Here is a 21530-nt window from a genome sequence, read left to right on the forward strand (position 1 = left end):
AACGACTCAGCGCCGATGATAGTGCGGGTTCCCGTGTGAAAGTAGGTCATCGTCAGGCTCTTACAGCCCGAAAAGCCCAACCTCCCTGAGGTTGGGCTTTTCTTATTTATGTAAGCACCTCAAAAGTGCGAGCGCCAAGTGTGCGAAGCAGCGATCCTCTGGATGCTGTGGGCACGAGCTCCAGGGGCCAGGCGCCCCGCAAGGGACGGTCAGGCGGCAGGAAGCGAAAAAAGTCCTTCGGACTTGACGAAGATGAGAAATCTGAGTCATAATCGAAGGCTTCGCTGAAAACGCTTCAGCGCCAGGCAGGGATCGCAAGACGGTCGTTGCAAGACGCGGGGAGATGAAGAAAGCGAAAAAAGTTTGACCGGCTTGGAAAAATCGTGTTAGACTAGCAGGCTTCGCTGATCACAGCGGGCAGCGCGAAACGAAGCAGAGATGTGGAAGTTTTGCGAGGATCCTTAAAAACATACAGCCGATAAGCGTGGGCGTTTGAAGGTAATTGCCAAGTTCTTCGGAACTAAGTCGCAAGACTTTAAACGCTCATGAGAATGGAAGTGAAGTTCACTTCAATTTCTTTTTTTATGAGTTTTGCTCAACCGCGAGGTTGGGCGCAAATCAAGATCGAACTATAGAGTTTGATCCTGGCTCAGATTGAACGCTGGCGGCATGCCTTACACATGCAAGTCGAACGGCAGCGCGGGAGCAATCCTGGCGGCGAGTGGCGAACGGGTGAGTAATACATCGGAACGTGCCCAATCGTGGGGGATAACGCAGCGAAAGCTGTGCTAATACCGCATACGATCTACGGATGAAAGCAGGGGACCTTCGGGCCTTGCGCGAGTGGAGCGGCCGATGGCAGATTAGGTAGTTGGTGGGGTAAAGGCTCACCAAGCCAACGATCTGTAGCTGGTCTGAGAGGACGACCAGCCACACTGGGACTGAGACACGGCCCAGACTCCTACGGGAGGCAGCAGTGGGGAATTTTGGACAATGGGCGCAAGCCTGATCCAGCCATGCCGCGTGCAGGATGAAGGCCTTCGGGTTGTAAACTGCTTTTGTACGGAACGAAAAGCCCTTCTCTAATAAAGGGGGGTCATGACGGTACCGTAAGAATAAGCACCGGCTAACTACGTGCCAGCAGCCGCGGTAATACGTAGGGTGCAAGCGTTAATCGGAATTACTGGGCGTAAAGCGTGCGCAGGCGGTGATGTAAGACAGTTGTGAAATCCCCGGGCTCAACCTGGGAACTGCATCTGTGACTGCATCGCTGGAGTGCGGCAGAGGGGGATGGAATTCCGCGTGTAGCAGTGAAATGCGTAGATATGCGGAGGAACACCGATGGCGAAGGCAATCCCCTGGGCCTGCACTGACGCTCATGCACGAAAGCGTGGGGAGCAAACAGGATTAGATACCCTGGTAGTCCACGCCCTAAACGATGTCAACTGGTTGTTGGGTCTTCACTGACTCAGTAACGAAGCTAACGCGTGAAGTTGACCGCCTGGGGAGTACGGCCGCAAGGTTGAAACTCAAAGGAATTGACGGGGACCCGCACAAGCGGTGGATGATGTGGTTTAATTCGATGCAACGCGAAAAACCTTACCCACCTTTGACATGTACGGAACTTGCCAGAGATGGCTTGGTGCTCGAAAGAGAACCGTAACACAGGTGCTGCATGGCTGTCGTCAGCTCGTGTCGTGAGATGTTGGGTTAAGTCCCGCAACGAGCGCAACCCTTGTCATTAGTTGCTACATTTGGTTGGGCACTCTAATGAGACTGCCGGTGACAAACCGGAGGAAGGTGGGGATGACGTCAAGTCCTCATGGCCCTTATAGGTGGGGCTACACACGTCATACAATGGCTGGTACAAAGGGTTGCCAACCCGCGAGGGGGAGCTAATCCCATAAAACCAGTCGTAGTCCGGATCGCAGTCTGCAACTCGACTGCGTGAAGTCGGAATCGCTAGTAATCGTGGATCAGAATGTCACGGTGAATACGTTCCCGGGTCTTGTACACACCGCCCGTCACACCATGGGAGCGGGTTCTGCCAGAAGTAGTTAGCCTAACCGCAAGGAGGGCGATTACCACGGCAGGGTTCGTGACTGGGGTGAAGTCGTAACAAGGTAGCCGTATCGGAAGGTGCGGCTGGATCACCTCCTTTCTGGAAACCGCAATTTAATTTGAACGCCCACACTTATCGGTTGTTGGAAGGTTGTCGCCCGGCGACTTGAGCGCAAAGGCTTGAGTCCGGCGCGTTCCGGCTTGGGTCTGTAGCTCAGTTGGTTAGAGCACCGTCTTGATAAGGCGGGGGTCGTTGGTTCGAATCCAACCAGACCCACCATCCATCCAATCCTGGGGGATTAGCTCAGCTGGGAGAGCACCTGCTTTGCAAGCAGGGGGTCGTCGGTTCGATCCCGTCATCCTCCACCAATTACCAGATACACCAGTACCTGGTGCTTGTCAGTTCAACACCAAAGCGGCTTCGTGCGAAAGCGTGAGGCTTCTTTGTTGTTGATCAAGATCTCTTGATCAATCGGCTGTTCCTTAAAAATTCATAGAGTCGAATCAGCGTTGCTGATGGAAACCGCACATTCGTAAAGGTTTAGTGCGGACCGTGCCATCAGCAACATAGAATTTTTGATTGCGTCAAAAGAAACTTCAATTTCGAGTCAAATCGATAATTGGAAGTACGGCATAACGCGCCAGGTGAAAGACCTGGCAGACATTCCTTGAAAATGATTTTGGGATCTCGCAAGAGAGATCAAAGTTATAGGGTCAAGTGAATAAGAGCACGTGGTGGATGCCTTGGCGATGATAGGCGACGAAGGACGTGATAGCCTGCGATAAGCTTCGGGGAGCTGGCAAATTAGCTTTGATCCGGAGATTTCCGAATGGGGAAACCCACCGAAAGGTATCGCATGCTGAATACATAGGCATGCGAGGCGAACCGGGTGAACTGAAACATCTCAGTAGCTCGAGGAAAAGACATCAACCGAGATTCCGAAAGTAGTGGCGAGCGAAATCGGAAGAGCCTGCAAGTGATAGCACAAGACATAACGGAACGCTTTGGAAAGAGCGGCCATAGCGGGTGATAGCCCCGTACGTGAAATGACCTGTGTGGTACTGAGCTTGCGACAAGTAGGGCGGGACACGAGAAATCCTGTCTGAACATGGGGGGACCATCCTCCAAGGCTAAATACTCATCATCGACCGATAGTGAACTAGTACCGTGAGGGAAAGGCGAAAAGAACCCCGGGAGGGGAGTGAAATAGATCCTGAAACCGCGTGCTTACAAAAAGTAGGAGCCTCGAAAGGGGTGACTGCGTACCTTTTGTATAATGGGTCAGCGACTTACATTCAGTGGCAAGGTTAACCGAATAGGGAAGCCGTAGAGAAATCGAGTCCGAACAGGGCGATCAGTCGCTGGGTGTAGACCCGAAACCAAGTGATCTATCCATGGCCAGGATGAAGGTGCCGTAACAGGTACTGGAGGTCCGAACCGACTAGTGTTGCAAAACTAGCGGATGAGCTGTGGATAGGGGTGAAAGGCTAAACAAACTTGGAAATAGCTGGTTCTCTCCGAAAACTATTTAGGTAGTGCCTCAAGTATTACCGTCGGGGGTAGAGCACTGTTTTGGCTAGGGGGTCATGGCGACTTACCAAACCAAGGCAAACTCCGAATACCGACGAGTACAGCTTGGGAGACAGAGCACCGGGTGCTAACGTCCGGACTCAAGAGGGAAACAACCCAGACCGCCAGCTAAGGTCCCTAAAATTGGCTAAGTGGGAAACGAAGTGGGAAGGCTAAAACAGTCAGGATGTTGGCTTAGAAGCAGCCATCATTTAAAGAAAGCGTAATAGCTCACTGATCGAGTCGTCCTGCGCGGAAGATGTAACGGGGCTAAGCCAGTTACCGAAGCTGCGGATTTGCAATTCATTGCAAGTGGTAGGAGAGCGTTCTGTAAGCCTGTGAAGGTGCGTTGTAAAGCGTGCTGGAGGTATCAGAAGTGCGAATGCTGACATGAGTAGCGTTAAAGGGGGTGAAAAGCCCCCTCGCCGTAAGCGCAAGGTTTTCTACGCAACGTTCATCGGCGTAGAGTGAGTCGGCCCCTAAGGCGAGGCAGAGATGCGTAGCTGATGGGAAACAGGTCAATATTCCTGTACCGATTGTTAGTGCGATGTGGGGACGGATCTTAATAGGTCATCCGGGTGTTGGATATCCCGGTTTAGTGGGAAGTAGGCGTACGTTAGGCAAATCCGGCGTACATATACCGAGGCCCATGATCGAGCGGACTTGTCCGTGAAGTGACTGAACGAGGTTCCAGGAAAAGCCACTAAGCTTCAGCTAACAACGACCGTACCGCAAACCGACACTGGTGCGCGAGATGAGTATTCTAAGGCGCTTGAGAGAACTCAGGAGAAGGAACTCGGCAAATTGACACCGTAACTTCGGAAGAAGGTGTGCCCTATTAGTGTGAAGTGAACAACGGAGCATGAATGGGTTGCAAAAAATCGGTGGCTGCGACTGTTTATTAAAAACACAGCACTCTGCAAACACGAAAGTGGACGTATAGGGTGTGACGCCTGCCCGGTGCTGGAAGATTAAATGATGGGGTGCAAGCTCTTGATTGAAGTCCCAGTAAACGGCGGCCGTAACTATAACGGTCCTAAGGTAGCGAAATTCCTTGTCGGGTAAGTTCCGACCTGCACGAATGGCGTAACGATGGCCACACTGTCTCCTCCTGAGACTCAGCGAAGTTGAAATGTTTGTGATGATGCAATCTCCCCGCGGAAAGACGGAAAGACCCCATGAACCTTTACTGTAGCTTTGTATTGGACTTTGAACAGATCTGTGTAGGATAGGTGGGAGGCTTTGAAGCAGGGTCGCTAGATCTTGTGGAGCCAACGTTGAAATACCACCCTGGTGTGTTTGAGGTTCTAACCTGGGTCCATTATCTGGATCGGGGACAGTGCATGGTAGGCAGTTTGACTGGGGCGGTCTCCTCCCAAAGCGTAACGGAGGAGTTCGAAGGTACGCTAGTTACGGTCGGACATCGTGACGATAGTGCAATGGCATAAGCGTGCTTAACTGCGAGACTGACAAGTCGAGCAGATGCGAAAGCAGGACATAGTGATCCGGTGGTTCTGTATGGAAGGGCCATCGCTCAACGGATAAAAGGTACTCTGGGGATAACAGGCTGATACCGCCCAAGAGTTCATATCGACGGCGGTGTTTGGCACCTCGATGTCGGCTCATCTCATCCTGGGGCTGTAGCCGGTCCCAAGGGTATGGCTGTTCGCCATTTAAAGAGGTACGTGAGCTGGGTTTAAAACGTCGTGAGACAGTTTGGTCCCTATCTTCCGTGGGCGCTGCAGATTTGAGGAAGCCTGCTCCTAGTACGAGAGGACCGGAGTGGACACACCTCTGGTGTATCGGTTGTCACGCCAGTGGCATTGCCGAGTAGCTAAGTGTGGAAGAGATAACCGCTGAAAGCATCTAAGCGGGAAACTCGTTTCAAGATGAGATCTGCCGGGGCCTTGAGCCCCCTGAAGAGTCGTTCAAGACCAGGACGTTGATAGGTCAGGTGTGGAAGCGCAGTAATGCGTTAAGCTAACTGATACTAATTGCTCGTGCGGCTTGACCCTATAACTTTGATTCAAATATCGAATCAAGGCTGTTATGCCAAGTTGACGCATTCAAAATACATTCAAGCCAGCTCAAGACAATTGAGCGCTGATTCCAGACTCCATGAATTCGTTGTGTTGATCACGTGATCAGCACGACAACCAGTTATGCCTGATGACCATAGCGAGTTGGTCCCACTCCTTCCCATCCCGAACAGGACAGTGAAACGACTCAGCGCCGATGATAGTGCGGGTTCCCGTGTGAAAGTAGGTCATCGTCAGGCTCTTACAGCCCGAAAAGCCCAACCTCCCTGAGGTTGGGCTTTTCTTATTTATGGAACGGATTTCAGCGCGTTCCGCTTACGGTGCAGTTGCTGTTTGCGCTGTCCAATTGTTCAGTGCGCGAATCAGCGAATCAGCGAATCAGCGAATCAGCGGTCAATCACGTATCCGTCTTCGACCGTCGCAGCGCCCGTGCGGACGAGATCCGCCAATAATTCCTGACCCAGCTCGGCCACTCCCAAGCCGGGAAAGAAGCGGTCTTGAACCCAATGGATATAGGGCACCCCCGCCCACCATGACATCAGCTCCGCCTCGGTGAGTCTCTTGGCATCAAGCAACTTGAACTTGATCAACACCTTCAGCGCGTGTCGTGCGTGCTTGACGGGTGATTGAACAAAGGCGTGCAACCGCTCGCGGGCATTGCCAAGAACGTCGGGCCGAAAATCAAAGATGGGTCCGTGCCCCGGTATGACCACCAAAGGCGAAAGCCGCTCGATCAAGTCAAGCGTGGCCGCGACCTCCGCAAATGATGGCTCGCCAAGCAACTCGGGAAACACCACGCCGAAGCCATGCTCCCAAAGCGAGTCCGCCGAAATGAGGGTGCGCGAAGACGCCTCGAACAAGATCACGGAATGCGGATCGTGCCCCGGAGCCGCATGGATCTGCCACGCCGACTCGCCCAGGACCACGCTCTCCCCGGGAATCAGCAGGCCGTCAAACCTGAATCGCGGGCATTCCTGCCCAGTCGCGCGGTAGCTCAATACGTCTTCATCCCACCGACTGACGGCTTGAGCCTCACCTGGTGGAATCAAGGTGCGGACACCCTGATCCTGCGATTGCAGCGCAGCATTCCCTCCGCAATGATCACTGTGCAAATGCGTGTTCAACAGCAGTTCAAGCGGACGGCCGTTCAACGCGTTCGCAACCAGCGACAGCGTCTGCGGAGAATGCGTGCAATACCCGCTGTCCACCAGCGCCGTCCGTTCACCGCTTGAGAAGACAACGTTGTTGGACGACAGCCACCCGCGCTCCAGCACGTGGACGCCGCGGGGCAAAGGGCGGGAATGGCTCAATGGGCAGTTGGTCTCAATTCGCGCCGAAGGATCTTGCCGACGTTCGTCTTCGGCAGCGCCTCCCTGAACTCGATGTGCTTGGGCCGTTTGTAGCCGGTCAGACGGTCCTGGCAATACTGCAGAACGGCATCTTCACTGAGCGACGCATCCTTGCGCACGACAAACACCTTGATGGCTTCGCCCTGCCGCTCGTCCGGCACGCCGATGGCAGCGCACTCCACGACACCCGGACACAGCGAGATCACATTCTCGAGCTCATTCGGAAAGACGTTGAACCCGCTGACAATGATCATGTCTTTCTTGCGATCGACGATCCGGCTGCGACCGTCGTCCTGCATCACCGCGATATCGCCCGTGCGCATGAAGCCGTCAGCGGTAAACGCCGCCGCCGTCTCGGCCGGCTGGTTGTAATACCCCTCCATCACGTTCGGCCCCTTGATGCAAAGCTCCCCGGATTCGCCATTCGCGACGGTATGACCCGCATCGTCCTTGATGGCGATCTCGATGCCAGGCAATGGCAAGCCGATGTTGCCTGAATAGCTCTTGCTGTCCACCGGATTGTTGGTTCCGATGGCGCAGGTCTCGCTCATGCCCCACCCCTCGATCATCGGGCAGCCCGTCACTTCGAACCAGCGCTTGGCCGTTCCCTCCGAAGCTGCCATACCGCCTGCTTGAGAAACAAATAGCGTCGAAAAGTCGAGGTTCTTGAACTCGGGGTGCATCAGCAAGCCGTTGAACAAGGTGTTGACCGCCGGAAGCATATGGAACGGCCGTTTCTTGAGCACTTCGACGAACTTGGTCATGTCGCGCGGATTCGGTATCAGCGTCATGTGCGAGCCCTGCCGAATGACGAGCAGGCACAGCGTGAGCGCGAAGATGTGATACAGCGGCAAGGCCGCGATGCTGTTGACCTTGGACAGGTCTCCGGCGCGCGACAGGGCCGGCGTGAACCAGGCTTCTGCCTGCAGCGTGGCGGCGACGATGTTCCGATGCGTCAAGACCGCGCCCTTCGACAAGCCCGTGGTGCCACCGGTGTACTGCAGGAAGGCGATCGAATCGAGCGTGGTGCCCGACGGCGCCAGCTTCATGCCACGTCCGGCGGATACGGCCTTCGAGAACTGCGTCACCGTCCGACCCTTGTCGAGGGGGAGCTTGTAGGCCGGCACGACACGCGCCAGATTGCGCACCGCGAACGTGATCCACTGCCCGTACAAACCACCGAGCAACTCTCCCACCGACGTCACCACGACGTGCTCGATGGCCGTCTTGTCGATCACCTGTTCCAGCGTGGACGCGAAGTTCTCAAGGATAACGATGGCGGTCGCGCCAGAGTCCTTGAGTTGATGCGCCAACTCGCGTGCGGTATAGAGCGGGTTGACGTTGACGCAGGTGTAGCCCGCCCGCAGAACGCCCGCCATCGTGACGGCGAACTGCGGAAGGTTGGGCAGCATGATCGCCACGCGCGCCCCCGGCTCAAGGCCCCGCGATTGCAACCACGCGCCCATCGCGACGGAAAGCTCATCGAGCTCGCGAAAGGACATCCATCGCTCCATGCACACCGAGAACGGGTTGTTGGCATGACGCTGAAAAGCTTCCTGAAGCATGTGGTCGAGCGAGCGATACTGCTCAGGGTGGACCTCGTGCGGTACGCCCGCCGGATAGTTTTCAATCACTGATTTCTGCATTCGACTTCCTTTGCGGCGCATTGTCAGAGGGCAAGCGCGTGCGTTGCCCCCGTGCTTGTCCTACTCGGGCGCGCTGCGGTGTCGCACAGGCGATATGTCCTTGGTGTAGTGAAATGAATAGACGTAATGACGTGTGCGAGGCCCCCCGCATCGAACAATGGCCGCGCTTGACACTTCGCGACTCAACACACGCCGCATAGCGCAGCCAAGGCGCGAAATCGGTGCGCAAGCCAAAGATGGCGCCCGTTAGGGCCCGCGCACAACAGTTAACAGTTTGAACGGCTCGCCCCTGCGACTTTGATGAGCATTCCGATGCCGACGAGATATAACCCGGTGAAAATGTTGTGATCCACTGCTCATCGTTATGAAGTATTGAAAGCGGCGGCCATCCTTCGGCGCGCAGCCGGGAGTTCCACAGTTCGCACGTAACTAGAGTCCTCCTCCAAATCCCCTCCATTTGCGCCTTTTGTCCTTGATTCCTAGGTGAAAACCCTTACATTGGAGCCATGCTCCCCGCTCTGACCATTCTCAAAGCGTCACTCGGAGCTGGTTCTTTCTTGAAGGCGCCAGTGACTGAGTCGCGCCCCGCAGCAGCTGCCCCCCAGGTGCAGCCTGTCCTCATTCCCATTCGCTCCGTTGGCCCGGGCGAGCGCGATCGCATCGCGCGCCACCTGTTGGCCCTCGAAACGCACGACCGTTACTTGCGCTTCGGCTATCCCGCAACGGACGAACAGATCCAAACCTACGTCGATGCGCTCAACTTCGAGCGGGACGAGATCTTCGGTATCTACAACCGGAAACTCGAGATCATCGCGATGTCGCACCTTGCCTTTCCGCCAGCGGACCAGGCGCGCGATTGCGCTGAATTCGGCGTCTCGGTCTCCACCCATGCCCGCGGCCGCGGCTATGGTGCGCGCCTGTTCGAGCGCGCTGAAGTGTCGGCGCGCAATGAAGGCGTCGGCATGCTCTTCATCCACGCGCTGAGCGAAAACGCCGCCATGCTCCACATCGCGCGCAAGGCAGGTGCGTCCGTCGTTCGTACCGGGTCCGAATCCGAAGCCCATCTGCGGCTGCCCGAAGCCACGCTCGATAGCCGCATCAGCGAAATCGCGCTCGACCAGTTCGCGGAGTTCGACTTCCGGCTGAAGTCCCGCGCCAAGCAGTTCTGGGACTTTCTCGCCGGCGTACAGGAAGTGCGCCGTGGCGTGCAGGAGTCGCGCGCCAAGAGTTCGGCCTGACCGCAGGCAGCATCCTTGGTCGGCATCCGGTCGAAAGTGCCGGATCGCCGGGGCAATCCGTTATCCTCGGGGCTCCCCAACTCCCGCCCTCCCGCAGTGGCCGACCCTCACCCTGAGCGCCCATCCGTCGAACGAGAAGACAAGCGCAGTTTTCTCCAGAAGCTCGTCGAATTCATCAATCCCGGACCCGATTCCCGCGACGAGCTGATCGAAACCCTGGCTGACGCCGAGGACAACGACGTGATCGGCGCCGAATCGCGCGTCATGCTCGAAGGCGTGCTGCGCATGGCAGACATGACCGCGGGCGACGTGATGGTCGCTGCGCCGCGCATGGACCTGGTCAACATCGACGATCCGCTCGACACCTTGATGCACACGGTGATCGATACCGCGCACTCGCGCTTTCCGGTCTTCGAGGGCGACAAGGAAAACATCATCGGCATCCTGCTGGCCAAGGACCTGCTGAAGCTGCAGCGCTCGCCGTCGTTGAGCATTCGCGCCTTGCTGCGTCCGCCAACCTTCGTGCCTGAAAGCAAAGGCCTGAACGACCTGCTGCGCGAGTTCCGCGGCAATCGCAACCACCTGGCCATTGCCATCGATGAATTCGGCCGCGTGGCCGGCCTCGTGACCATCGAAGACGTGCTCGAGCAGATCGTTGGCGAAATCGAGGACGAATTCGACATCGCCGAAGACGAGGGCGACATCTTCGGCCTCGCCGACCACACCTATCGCGTCTCCGGCGACACGCCCATCGAGCGCGTCGCCGAGGCCTTCGCGATCGAATTCGACGAAGAACAGATGAGCGAGGATTTCGACACCATCGGCGGATTGATCGCGCACGAGATGGGCCACGTGCCCAAGCGCGGCGAGCACCACACGATCGGTGGCTTCGACTTCGTCGTGCTCCACACCAAAGGCGGCGCGGTTCGCTGGTTCAAGGTCTCGCCGACACGTGGCGGCGACGCGGCCGATTGAGCCTCTTCGCGCGCGTTTCCCGCTTCGTGCTGCCCGTGGTGGCCGGCCTTGCGCAGGCCGTGTCGGTCGCCGCGCCGTGGAATGGCCAAGCCGTCTGGTGGCTCCAATGCGTGGCGCTTGCTGCGCTCGTCTGGCAACTGGATACGTTGCGCGCTGGCGGCGGGCGGCAAGACTGGAAGCGCGCCGGACTCATCGGCTGGCTCTTTGCCACGACATGGCTGTGCGGCACCTTCTGGTGGCTCTTCATTTCAATGCACACCTATGGTGGCCTGGCGGCGCCGCTCGCAGCCATTGCCGTGCTGGCACTGTCGGCTGCGCTTGCCATCTACTACGCGCTGGGCTGCGCCTTCTACTTTGCATTTGCTCCCGGAAACCGCGCCGCGGCGGCGGTGCTGTTTGCGGCGATGTGGACTTTGGCGGAGTTGTTGCGCAACAGCTGGTTCACCGGCTTTCCGTGGGGCGCCATCGGCTATGCCCACGTGGACGGGCCGCTCTCGACCTTTGCGCGTGACGTCGGCGTGTACGGCGTCGGCGTGCTGGCGGCCATCGTGGCGGCCCTGCTGGCCCAGATTGCCGTCCAGGGTCTGCGGCGCCCGGTTGCATGGATCACGCCACTTACATTGATCGTGTTCCTCGGCTATGGGGCCGTGTCCTCGCAATGCCTCGTCAGCGGATGCGGCGGCAAGCCCGCAGGGCCGGATGCGGCCAGCACGGGCCGCATCACCGTGGCCTTGCTCCAGGGCAACATCCCGCAAGACGAGAAATTCGTTCCCAGCGGCGGCATTCCCACCGCGCTTCGCTGGTACGGCGAGCAGTTGCGCGATGCCACCGCCCCGCTGGTCATCACGCCGGAAACCGCTCTTCCACTGTTGCCCTCGCAGTTGCCGGCTGGCTACCTTCAGGCCATCGCCACGCGCTTTGAAAGCAGCACGCAGGCGGCGATCGTCGGACTGCCGATGGGCGACGGCGATGTCTACACCAACTCGGTCCTGGGCTTCGGACCGGGCGCCAAAAAGCCCTATCGCTACGACAAGCACCACCTCGTGCCCTTCGGCGAGTTTGTGCCGTCGATGTTCCGCTGGTTCACCGACATGATGCAGATCCCCTTGGGCGACTTCCGCCGAGGCGGCTTGGCGCAGGCACCCTTCGAATGGCAGGGCCAGCGCATCGCGCCGAACATCTGCTACGAGGACTTGTTCGGCGACGAGATCGGCGCGAACTTTCGGGACGAAGCGCGCGCGCCCACCATTCTTCTCAACGTCAGCAACATCGCGTGGTTCGGCGACACGGTGGCCATCGACCAGCATCTGAACATCTCGCGAATGCGCGCCATCGAGTTTGATCGGCCGATGGTGCGCTCCACCAACACCGGCGCCACGGTCGTCATCGACCACCGCGGCCGCGTGACGAACTCGCTGCCGCCCATGACGCGTGCCGTACTGACGGCCGACGTCGAAGGGCGCACGGGCATCACGCCCTATGCGCGCTGGGTCTCGCGCCTGGGCCTGTGGCCCCTGTGGATCGGCACGCTGCTCATCGGTGCAGCCGCCGCACTGGCCACGCGCCTCAGGCGCTGACCGGCCAGTCGCGCAGCTTGCCGGGGTTGAGCAGGCCCTGCGGATCGAAACGCCGCTTCATCTCGACGATTTCCGGCGGCAGCGGTCCGCCCGCCTTGCCGTCTTCCACCACGAACACATGCGGGTTGTTGATGCGCACGCCGCTTTCGCGATGCAGGCGGATGATCTCGTTGAGCCGCGCTTCCGTCGTGAAGCGCACGAGTTGCAAGGCGCTGCAGGTGACGAGCCCGTCCAGGCCGCGAAGGAACTCCGCGTGCATCATGATCTCTCCGGCAAAGCGCTGTTCCATCTCCGTGATCTGGCGCACATGCTGTCCGGGCACGAAGCTGCTTTGCAGATAGGTCAGTGACTTGTCGATCTTGAGCGCGTGCAGCGTGGTGTGGTTCCAGGTGAACTCCATCAGGGTGCGGTTGCTCTTTTGCACTTCTGCCGCCGTCTTGCGGTAGCTCACCGTGCCGTCATGCGTCGCGACAAGCTGCACCAAGGGATCTTCGCTCGACTCGGCCACCAGCGAGAGCACCGCGTGGCAGCCGCGCGGCAAGTGCTCGGCGAGTTGGCCCAGGTGGTCGGCCACCGGGCTGCCAAAGAAGGCCACCTCGCGCTTCACAATGCCCGGCGCATGCGCCAGCGCATCGCCAAAGGCCAGCGCGCGATCGAAGTCGTCGAACACCACCAGCGTCTCGAGCCACGGGTGTGCAGGCGCCAGCGCCACTTCGATCTCGAGCACGAGTCCATTGGTGCCCCACAAATGGTGCATGCGCAGGGCCTCCGCGCCGCGCAGCTCGATGACCTGCGGCTCGGGCTCAATCGTCATGGCGCGAATGCCCAGCACATTGCCGCTTGCGGCCAGCGGACCGTAGTTGATCGAACCCACGCCGCCGAAGCCACCGCCAAACAGACCGCCCAGCGTCGCGCTGCGATAGGTGGAAGGCACGCATCGCAACTCCTGCCCCGTCGGCCGCGTCTGCTTTTCGAGTTCGCCCAGCCGAATGCCGGCCTGCGCGCGCGCCACGCCAGGGCGCACCCAGCACGTCGCATTGAAGCCGGTCATGTCGAGCACGACGCCACCGGCCAGCGGCGTGGTCTGCCCGTAGTTGCCCGTGCCGCTGCCCCGGATGGTGATGGGCACCTTGCGACGCGCGCAGGCGGACACCAGTGCGCGGATTTCGTCTTCCGTGCGCGGGCGCACGACGGCGTCGGCGCGCTTGTCCTTGAGTTGCCGGTTCAGCACCGGGCTGAACCATGCAAAGTCCTGCGACAGCCGCGCCACGCGGCTCGGATCGGTGATCCAGTCAAGATCGGGCAGGTCGTTGAACAGGCTTTCAACGGGCGAATCAGAAATCGTCAGTGTGGTCATTGCTGTTGGTCACGTTGTGGGGTCAGCCGCAGCCTGGGGGCGAGCCAAGCTAATCCTGGGAAAGTTCGCTGGCGTGCCACGAGCCCAGGGCGAGCTTGGTGAGCCAGGCCATGAGCACGAAAAGCGCGACACCGGTGAGGGAAATCAGCAGCAGCGCCGCAAACATGCGCGGGATGTTGAGCTGGAAGCCCGCTTGCAATATTTGATAGGCCAGCCCCGCGCCCTGACCGCCCGTGCCCGCGACGAACTCCGCCACCACCGCGCCGATCAGCGCAAGCCCGCTCGAGATCCGCAACCCGCCGAAGAAGTAGGGCAGCGCACTCGGAATGCGCAGCCGAATGAGCTGCTGCCAGCGCGATGCATGGTTGAGCTTGAAGTAGCTCTGCAAGTCCGGGTCCACGCTGCGCAGGCCCAGCGTCGTGTTGCTGATGATGGGAAAGAGCGCGACCAGCGCCGCGCACACCACCATCGCGCCGGTCGGGTTCTTCACCCAGATGATGATCAGAGGCGCAACGGCGACGATGGGCGTTACCTGCAACAGCACGGCGTAGGGAAAGAGCGCCGTCTCGATCCGCTTGCTCTGCACGAACAGAAAGGAGATCAGCACGCCGACGACGGTCGCGACCACAAATGACAGCACCGTGATCTTCAGCGTGGTCAGCAGCGCCGCGCCCAGAGGCGCCCAGTCGGTGATGAGGGTCTGCATCATCAGGATGGGCGAAGGCACCAGGTACGGCGGCAACTCCATCACGGTGACCATGGCCTGCCACAGGCTGACGAGCACCACGCCGACAAGCACCGGGTAAAGCACGCGCTGCACACGCGGCTGGGCAAGGAGCGGCACCCGCGAGGCAGGCGTCTTGGAAGAGGGCGCGACGACGGCGCCCGATGCAGTCAGGGCGTTCATGCATCCACCTCTTCGCTGTAGCTGCTCGCGCGCAGCAGGCTGTCCTGCAGCTTCTTGGCGTAGCGGCTGAATTGCGGCGAGACCATGAAGTCCGCGCTGCGCGGATAGGGCTCGTCGATCTGGAACTCCTCGACCACGCGGCCGGGGCGGGCGGCCATCATGACCACACGGTTCGACAGGAACACGGCTTCGTGGATCGAGTGGGTCACGAAGATGACCGTGAGCTTCTTCTTGCGCCACAGGTCGAGCAGGTCGGCGTCGAGCTTGTGTCGCGTGATTTCATCGAGCGCACCAAAAGGCTCGTCCATCAGCAGCAGGTCGGGCTGCGTCACCAGGCCGCGGGCGATCGACACGCGCATCTGCATGCCGCCCGACAAGGCACGCGGCAGTGCATCGGCAAACCTGCTCAGGCCCACGAGTTCGAGCGATTCGGCCACGCGCGCGTCGGCTTCCTTGCGCGGCACGCCGGCGAGGTCGAGGGGCAGGCGCACGTTGGTCTGCACGCTGGCCCAAGGCATCAAGGTGGGTGCCTGGAACACGAAAGCCATCTTGCGACCGCTTTCGTCGATGTGCTGCACGGGCTTGCGCCACACCATCAGCCGCCCGTCGGTGGGGTCCAGCATGCCGGCCACCATCTTGAGCAGCGTGCTCTTGCCGCAGCCCGAGGGGCCGAGCAGCGTGACGAACTCGCCCTCGGCGATCGTCAGGTCCACCGGCAGCAGGGCCTGGGTGCCGTTGGGATAAGTCTTTTCTGCCGAGAGGATCTGCACCGCCGGGATGGCGGCCGCCGCATCCGGTACCGGCGCGAAGACTTCGGGGTCGATTCGGTTCATGTCGATTCCTTTGGCCCGGGGCTTCCTGTCGGGAGACACCACGCAGCCGGCTGTGCCGGACCGCTGGTGTCGCCGCCTAAGGGGATCCGGGCTACACGTAGCAAGCGGGATTCGGGTCGGACTACGGAAGAACCTTCGCGTCCTTCACGAACTCGGTCGTGTAGGTCTTGGCCAGTTCGACCTTGCCCGGGTCCAGCAGCTTCGCGGCCACGAGGAAGTCGTAGTTCTGCTTGCTGCGCGCATCCGTGATCACGCCGATGCCCAGCTTCGTGGCATCCCCGCTGGCGACGATGCCCATCTCTTTCAGCTTGGCGACGCTGTAGGCGAGCTGATCGTCGGTCATGTTGGGGTTGTCCTTCTTGATGAGCGCGTTGCCCGGCGCCGGGTCGGCCAGGTAGCTCTTCCAGCCTTCCGCCGATGCCTTCACGAAGGCGGCGACGGCCTTGCTGCGCTCCTTGAGCGTCTTGTCCATGCAGGACACGGTCGTGGCGTAGGCGGTGTAGCCGTGGTCGCTCATCAACAGCGTCGTCGCCTTCACGCCTGCCTTCTGGATGGCGTAGGGCTCGGAGGTCAGGTAGCCCTGCTGCACCGTGTTCTTGTCGGCCACGAAGGGCTGGATGTTGAAGGTGTAGGGGCGCGTTTGCGAGTCGGTCAGGCCGAACTTCATCTTGACCCACGGCCAGTAGCCGCGGTTGGCGCTGTTGGCAATCAGGATGGTCTTGCCCTTCAGGTCCTCGAAGCTCTTCACGTCGTCGTGCGCGATGAGCACTTGCGGGTCCTTCTGGAAGAAGGCTGCCACCGTGGTGATCGGCAGGCCGCCTTCGCGCATCTGCATGGCCTGGATGTCGCTGGAGCCCATGATGCAGTCGGTCTGGCCGGCGGCCATCATCTGCGCGATGTTGACTTGCGGTCCACCCATCTTGATCGTGACGTCCAGGCCGTACTTCTTGTAGATGCCCGTCGCCACCGCCTGATAGAAGCCGCCATGCTCGGCCTGCGCGTACCAGTTGGTCATGTAGGTGAAGGCTTCATCGGCCGCATGCGCGGGCGCGATGGCCGCCAGTGCCAGCGCGGCGGCGCCGGCCAGTTTGGCGAGACGGAGGGTGGGGGCTTGGCGCATGGCTTGGTTCTCCTGAGGCGCGGTGGTTGAAATCAATGAAGCGAAGCGGTGATGCAAGGAGCGAGCCTCGTGTCGCTCAGCCGGCGAGCGGTGTGCCGCGGGCGGACTGGATGAAGCCGGTCTGGTGGCCACGCTCCCAGGTGGCTTCCTCGCGCACGACCCAACGCAGGGCGTGCAGCTCGCTCAGCGCCTGCACCCAGCTGTCGGCCAGCGTGTCGAGAATCTCGAAGCCTTGCTCGCGGGTGGCCGTGGTCGGGTCGCCGATCACGCCGCTGGGGCCGAAGTCGCGTGCCGTCCAGGCGCAGGCGGGACGGCCGTCGCCCGAGAGCAGCTTGATGGGGAAGGGCGGCGGGTAGTTGGCAACGGCACGTTCCATGTGCACCGTGTCGGGCGCCAGTGCCAGCATCAGTGCGGTTTCGGAATGGCCGGCGTGCATCGCGAGCTTCTTTTCCTGCTCGCTGATCTGCTTGCCCGATGCATTGGGCAGGCGCGACACGCCGTGGGGCACCACCACGAAATCGCCGTGGCGCAGGCGCAGTTCTCGCGCCGCCATCTCCAGCACCTGCGGCTGGCCGCCGTGGCCGTTGGCAAACAGGAGCTTGCGAAAGCCCGAGCGGTACACCGACTCGCCGATCTCGATGACGGTCGAGAGCAGCGTCGTGCCCGTCAGCGTCATCGTGCCGGGGAAGTGCAGGTGCTCTTCCGACTTGCCGTAGGTGATGGTTGGCAGCGCAAAGGCGCGCACTTCGGCGGGCAGGCGCTCCAGCGCCTTGCCCATCACGCCCGATGAGATCACGCTGTCCACCGAACACGGCAGGTGCGGCCCGTGCTGCTCGATGGCGCCGCAGGGCAGCACGATGACGGTGTTCTCCTTGTCCGGCAGCGCGTCGATCTCGGTCCAGCTCAGGTAGGGCAGAAAGCGGTGAGGCGGGATGTAGCCGTGGAGCATGGTGTTCCTTTGCTTGGGATTTCTGTGGTTCGGCGGCGCTCAGGCAAAGCGCGCCATGGCCTGCCCCACGCGCTGCATGAAGCGCTGCAGTTGCGAGGGCGTCGCCACGTTCATGTGGTAGTGGGCGTGGTAGTCCACGCGGGCCTGCTGGCCGGTCAGGCGCTTCATGTAGCGCGTGATGATCTTGCGCGGCGGGTCGCCCATGTACCAGGCCACCCAGCGCGGCCGGCCGTAGGTGACGACGGCCGAGATGCGCTGGATGTTGGTGAGCATCGGCTTGACGTTGGCCGGGTCGCTGATGTCGAAGGCCACGCCCGGCATGAAGAGCCGGTCGAAGTAGCCCTTGAGCATCGCCGGCAGGCCGAAGCACCATGTTGGAAAGCAGAACACGAGCGCCTCGGCCCATTGAAGGCGCTCGACGTAGGGCTTCAGGGGAATCTGGTTGCCCGGCACCTCGTGGTAGCCGATGCGTTCCTCGCGGGAAAGCACCGGATTGAAGCCTTCGGCGTAGAGGTCGCAGTCGTCGACCTCATGGCCCGCGGCGCGCAGATTGCGCAGCACTTCCTGGTGCAATGCGGCGTGAAAGCTGGTTTCCACCGGGTGGCAATAGATGACAAGCACGCGCATGGATTTGTATTTGACCGCTTAATCAGAGCAAGTGGTCAGGTTATGCAAATGGCATGCCAGCACATTGGGACGCCAATGTGGCGAATTCGCACCGTCGTGGGGAATCCGGAGGCGCAACGCCCCAGAATGTGAGCGCGAGCTCCTAAGTCTTGATGCCGCAGCCGCCCAGCACGAACTCGATCAGGTCCTTGGCAATCGGCTCACGCTCCAGCGGCGCGTCGGGCGGCAAGCCCAGCATCACGCGCGTTTGCAGCGCGTAGTCGGCATAGCTCTGGGTCATGGCCCAGATGTGCATCAAGAGAAGGCGCGCGTCGAGCGGCCGCATCTGGCCGCGGGCGATCCAGCCATTGATGATGTCCACCTTCTTTTGCGTCCACATCCGGGCGTTGGGCCAGTAGCGCTCCAGGTTCCGCCCGCCATCCAGCACCTCGCGCGTGAAGATGCGCGAGATCTCCGGGTTGTCAAAGGCATGGTCGAGCTTCTTGCGGATGTAGTCGGACAGCACCCGCGCGGGCTCGTTGGGATGCTCCTCGAAGTCGAAGACGACCTTCCAGTCGTGCAGCACCTGCATCAGCAACTCTTCGTAGAGCTCTTCCTTGCCGGCGATGTAGTAGTGCAGCTGCGGCTTGGTCAGGCCCGCCCGCGCCGCAATCGCCTGGGTGGAAGTGCCCTTGAGCCCGTGCAGGCTGAATTCGCTGATCGCCGCCTCGCGGATCGCCGCCATGATGCGTTCGCGCCCCGGCCGGGCGCGCGAGAGCGGGCCGTCGGGCGCGGGCATTTGCTGCGCATGGGTCGCGGGGGTGGTGGCGGAATCGACGTTCATTGCAGGGATCGGAGCGGGCGTGGACGATGGTAATGCGTCTGGTGGCAAAGGCGTTTCAATCGGTGGCGGCCCCCGCGCAAGTGCAGTTTTGCGCGACCCGCCAACGCGGTGCCGCATCTGGCCGGCATGGCGGCATGCCACCTTGGCATCGCAAATGTCTCGAAAAGCGGCACGATTCCTGTATCTTTGCTCGCCCGAAAACCATTCATAGCCAGAGGACGCTTCATGTACTTGTCTGCCCGTTTCCGTGCATTCGCCGCCGGCGCTGCACTGCTTGCAGCCAGCGCCATCGCGCAGGCCCAGAACCTGCCCAACGTGGTGATCCTCGCCACCGGCGGCACGATCGCCGGCGCCGGGGCCTCGGCCCTCAACAGCGCGACCTACGCGGCAGCCAAGGTGGGCGTCGAGAAGCTCATCGCCGGTCTGCCCGAACTGGAAAAGGTCGCCAAGGTGCGCGGCGAGCAGGTGTTCCAGGTGGCTTCCGAAAGCCTGACCAACGAAAACCTCGTCACGCTGGCCCGCCGCGTGGCGGCGCTGGCCAAGCAGCCCGACGTGGACGGCATCGTCATCACCCACGGCACCGACACGGTGGAAGAGACCGCCTACTTCCTGACGCTCACCGTGCGCACCAACAAGCCGATCGTGATGGTCGCCTCGATGCGCCCCGGCACCGCCCTGTCGGCCGACGGCGCGCTGAACCTGTTCGACGCGGTGAGCGTCGCCGGCAGCAAGGACGCAATGGGCAAGGGCGTGTTGCTCACCATGAACGACAGCATCGAGAGCGGCCGCGACGTGAGCAAGAACGTCAACATCAAGCCCAGCGCCTTCACCAGCCAATGGGGTCCTCTCGGCATGGTGGTCGAGGGCAAGAACTACTGGTTCCGTGCGCCGGTCAAGCGCCACACGATGAACTCGGAGTTCGACATCAATGAAATCGGCACGCTGCCCAACGTGGAAATCGCCATGGGCTACGAAGGCGTGAGTTCCGTCGCCATCGACGCGCTGGGCAAGAGCGGCATCAAGGCACTCATCCACGGCGGCCCCGGGAACGGCTCGGTGGCCGACCGCATCGTGCCGAGCCTGCAGAAGCTGCGCTCGGACGGCATCATCGTGATCCGCTCCTCGCGCGTGCCCGACGGTTTCGTGATCCGCAACGCCGAACAGCCCGATGACAAATACGACTGGGTAGTGGCGCACGACCTGCGGCCACAGAAGGCGCGCATCCTGGCGATGGTCGCGCTGACCCGCACGAGCGACACGAAGGAACTGCAACGGATCTTCTGGGAGTATTAGGCCTCCCGGCTTTTCACTCCGCTTCGCTGCGTGTAATTCGCCACCTCCCGGGGAGGGGACCTCACCTGCGGACTGGCAAAGCCAGATCCGCGGTGTGGGGCTTGAAAAGTCATATTGGCAGCCGCCTTGGTCAGGAGCTTGGACGGGTCTGGCGGCGGCCGCGTCCGGAAGCGGCAGCCCCTGCGGCTTTTTTCATGGGCACGGCCCGTAAAATCAAGGGCTGCCCGCGCTGCGGGCCGCCTCTTGCGGGTTCTACATGCTGACCTTCCAACAAATCATTCTCAAACTGCAGTCGTACTGGGACGCCCAGGGCTGCGCCTTGCTGCAGCCCTACGACATGGAAGTGGGCGCGGGCACTTCGCACACGGCCACCTTCCTGCGCGCGCTCGGCCCGGAGCCCTGGAAAGCCGCCTACGTGCAGCCCAGCCGCCGCCCCAAGGACGGCCGCTATGGCGAGAACCCCAACCGCCTGCAGCACTATTACCAATACCAGGTCGTGCTCAAGCCGGCGCCGGCCAACATCTTGGAGCTGTACCTCGGATCGCTCGAAGCGCTGGGCTTCGACCTGAAGAAGAACGACATCCGCTTCGTCGAGGACGATTGGGAAAACCCCACGCTCGGCGCCTGGGGCTTGGGCTGGGAAGTCTGGCTCAACGGCATGGAGGTGACGCAGTTCACCTACTTCCAGCAGGTCGGCGGCATCGACTGCAAGCCGATCACCGGCGAGATCACCTACGGGCTGGAGCGCCTGGCGATGTACCTGCAAGGCGTGGACAACGTCTACAACCTCAAGTGGACCGAAGGCCTGTCATACGGCGACGTCTACAAGCAGAACGAGGTGGAACAGTCCACCTACAACTTCGAGCACAGCGACGCCGACTTCCTCTTCACCGCCTTTGCCGCGCACGAGAAGCAGGCGAAGAACCTGATGGAGCAGCAGTTGGCCCTTCCGGCGTACGAGCAAGTGCTCAAGTCCGCGCACAGCTTCAACCTGCTGGACGCGCGTGGCGCCATCAGCGTGACCGAACGCGCCGCCTACATCGGCCGCATCCGCAACCTGGCACGCGCCGTTGCGCAAAGCTACTACGACAGCCGTGAACGCCTCGGCTTCCCCATGGCGCCCCGCGAGTGGGTGGCCCAGATGACGAAGAAGGCGGCCTGACCCC

The 21530-nt window shown here is 60.8% G+C and carries 14 protein-coding genes, 2 tRNA genes and 3 rRNA genes; 10 read left to right on the forward strand and 9 right to left on the reverse strand.

The features are described from left to right. The first annotated feature begins 626 nt into the window (after positions 1–626). The 5 genes from QTI66_RS21805 (at position 627) to rrf (ending at position 5909) form a co-directional block, all read left to right on the forward strand. Positions 627–2161: ribosomal RNA gene (locus QTI66_RS21805) — 16S ribosomal RNA — on the forward strand. Between the two features lie 103 nt (positions 2162–2264). Continuing rightward, positions 2265–2341, forward strand: a tRNA-Ile gene (locus QTI66_RS21810). A gap of 13 nt (positions 2342–2354) precedes the next feature. Beyond that, positions 2355–2430, forward strand: a tRNA-Ala gene (locus QTI66_RS21815). Positions 2431–2773: 343 nt separating this feature from the next. Next, positions 2774–5646 (forward strand): 23S ribosomal RNA (locus QTI66_RS21820). A 150-nt stretch (positions 5647–5796) separates the two neighbouring features. Beyond that, positions 5797–5909 (forward strand): 5S ribosomal RNA (rrf, locus tag QTI66_RS21825). The 16S, 23S and 5S rRNA genes sit together here with 2 tRNA genes alongside, the layout of an rRNA operon. A 147-nt stretch (positions 5910–6056) precedes the next feature. On the opposite strand, the gene QTI66_RS21830 is transcribed toward rrf, so the two are convergent. Together QTI66_RS21830 and QTI66_RS21835 are read right to left on the reverse strand one after the other, a co-directional pair. Then, complete coding sequence (locus tag QTI66_RS21830; protein ID WP_286561996.1) at positions 6057–6980, reverse strand: MBL fold metallo-hydrolase; 924 nt, start codon at positions 6978–6980, stop codon at positions 6057–6059. Beyond that, entirely contained in the window at positions 6977–8665 is a 1689-nt protein-coding gene (locus QTI66_RS21835) for an AMP-binding protein (protein ID WP_286561997.1), read from the reverse strand. The genes QTI66_RS21830 and QTI66_RS21835 overlap by 4 nt, the downstream gene beginning before the upstream one ends. Before the next feature lie 506 nt (positions 8666–9171). Between QTI66_RS21835 and QTI66_RS21840 the strand changes: the two genes are divergently transcribed. From QTI66_RS21840 to lnt, 3 genes are all read left to right on the forward strand, one after another. Further along, complete coding sequence (locus QTI66_RS21840) at positions 9172–9903, forward strand: GNAT family N-acetyltransferase (protein WP_286561998.1); 732 nt, start codon at positions 9172–9174, stop codon at positions 9901–9903. A 96-nt stretch (positions 9904–9999) separates the two neighbouring features. Continuing rightward, entirely contained in the window at positions 10000–10878 is an 879-nt protein-coding gene (locus QTI66_RS21845) for a CorC family transporter (RefSeq protein ID WP_286561999.1), read from the forward strand. Beyond that, positions 10875–12455 carry an apolipoprotein N-acyltransferase gene (lnt, locus tag QTI66_RS21850; protein WP_286562000.1) on the forward strand — a complete coding sequence of 527 codons (1581 nt, stop codon included), beginning with the start codon at positions 10875–10877 and terminating at the stop codon, positions 12453–12455. Before QTI66_RS21845 ends, lnt begins: the two co-directional genes overlap by 4 nt. Here lnt and QTI66_RS21855 read toward each other — a convergent pair. From QTI66_RS21855 to QTI66_RS21885, 7 genes are all read right to left on the reverse strand, one after another. Further along, complete coding sequence (locus QTI66_RS21855; protein ID WP_286562001.1) at positions 12445–13812, reverse strand: FAD-binding oxidoreductase; 1368 nt, start codon at positions 13810–13812, stop codon at positions 12445–12447. The genes lnt and QTI66_RS21855 overlap by 11 nt on opposite strands. 49 nt (positions 13813–13861) lie before the next feature. Next, positions 13862–14719, reverse strand: coding sequence for an ABC transporter permease (locus QTI66_RS21860; protein WP_286562002.1), 858 nt, complete (start codon positions 14717–14719; stop codon positions 13862–13864). Continuing rightward, positions 14716–15552 carry an ABC transporter ATP-binding protein gene (locus QTI66_RS21865; protein ID WP_286562003.1) on the reverse strand — a complete coding sequence of 279 codons (837 nt, stop codon included), beginning with the start codon at positions 15550–15552 and terminating at the stop codon, positions 14716–14718. Before QTI66_RS21865 ends, QTI66_RS21860 begins: the two co-directional genes overlap by 4 nt. A 121-nt stretch (positions 15553–15673) precedes the next feature. Next, positions 15674–16672, reverse strand: coding sequence for an ABC transporter substrate-binding protein (locus QTI66_RS21870; protein ID WP_286562004.1), 999 nt, complete (start codon positions 16670–16672; stop codon positions 15674–15676). A 76-nt stretch (positions 16673–16748) separates the two neighbouring features. Next, entirely contained in the window at positions 16749–17621 is an 873-nt protein-coding gene (locus QTI66_RS21875) for a creatininase family protein (protein WP_286562005.1), read from the reverse strand. 39 nt (positions 17622–17660) lie between these two features. After that, positions 17661–18248: an NAD(P)H-dependent oxidoreductase gene (locus QTI66_RS21880; RefSeq protein WP_286562006.1), complete on the reverse strand. Its 588-nt coding sequence runs from the start codon at positions 18246–18248 to the stop codon at positions 17661–17663. A 142-nt stretch (positions 18249–18390) separates the two neighbouring features. Beyond that, a complete protein-coding gene (locus QTI66_RS21885; protein ID WP_286562007.1) occupies positions 18391–19071 on the reverse strand; it encodes a TetR family transcriptional regulator C-terminal domain-containing protein in 681 nt (226 codons plus the stop codon). A gap of 225 nt (positions 19072–19296) precedes the next feature. Between QTI66_RS21885 and QTI66_RS21890 the strand changes: the two genes are divergently transcribed. Both QTI66_RS21890 and glyQ read left to right on the forward strand, forming a co-directional pair. Continuing rightward, on the forward strand, positions 19297–20364 hold the full coding sequence (locus QTI66_RS21890) for a type II asparaginase (protein WP_286562008.1): 1068 nt from the start codon (positions 19297–19299) through the stop codon (positions 20362–20364). A 256-nt stretch (positions 20365–20620) separates the two neighbouring features. After that, entirely contained in the window at positions 20621–21526 is a 906-nt protein-coding gene (gene glyQ, locus QTI66_RS21895; protein ID WP_286562009.1) for a glycine--tRNA ligase subunit alpha, read from the forward strand. Positions 21527–21530 lie beyond the last annotated feature (4 nt).

Origin of the sequence: Variovorax brevis (assembly GCF_030317105.1) — a bacterium.
GTDB classification, from domain to species: Bacteria; Pseudomonadota; Gammaproteobacteria; order Burkholderiales; family Burkholderiaceae_C; genus Variovorax; species Variovorax brevis.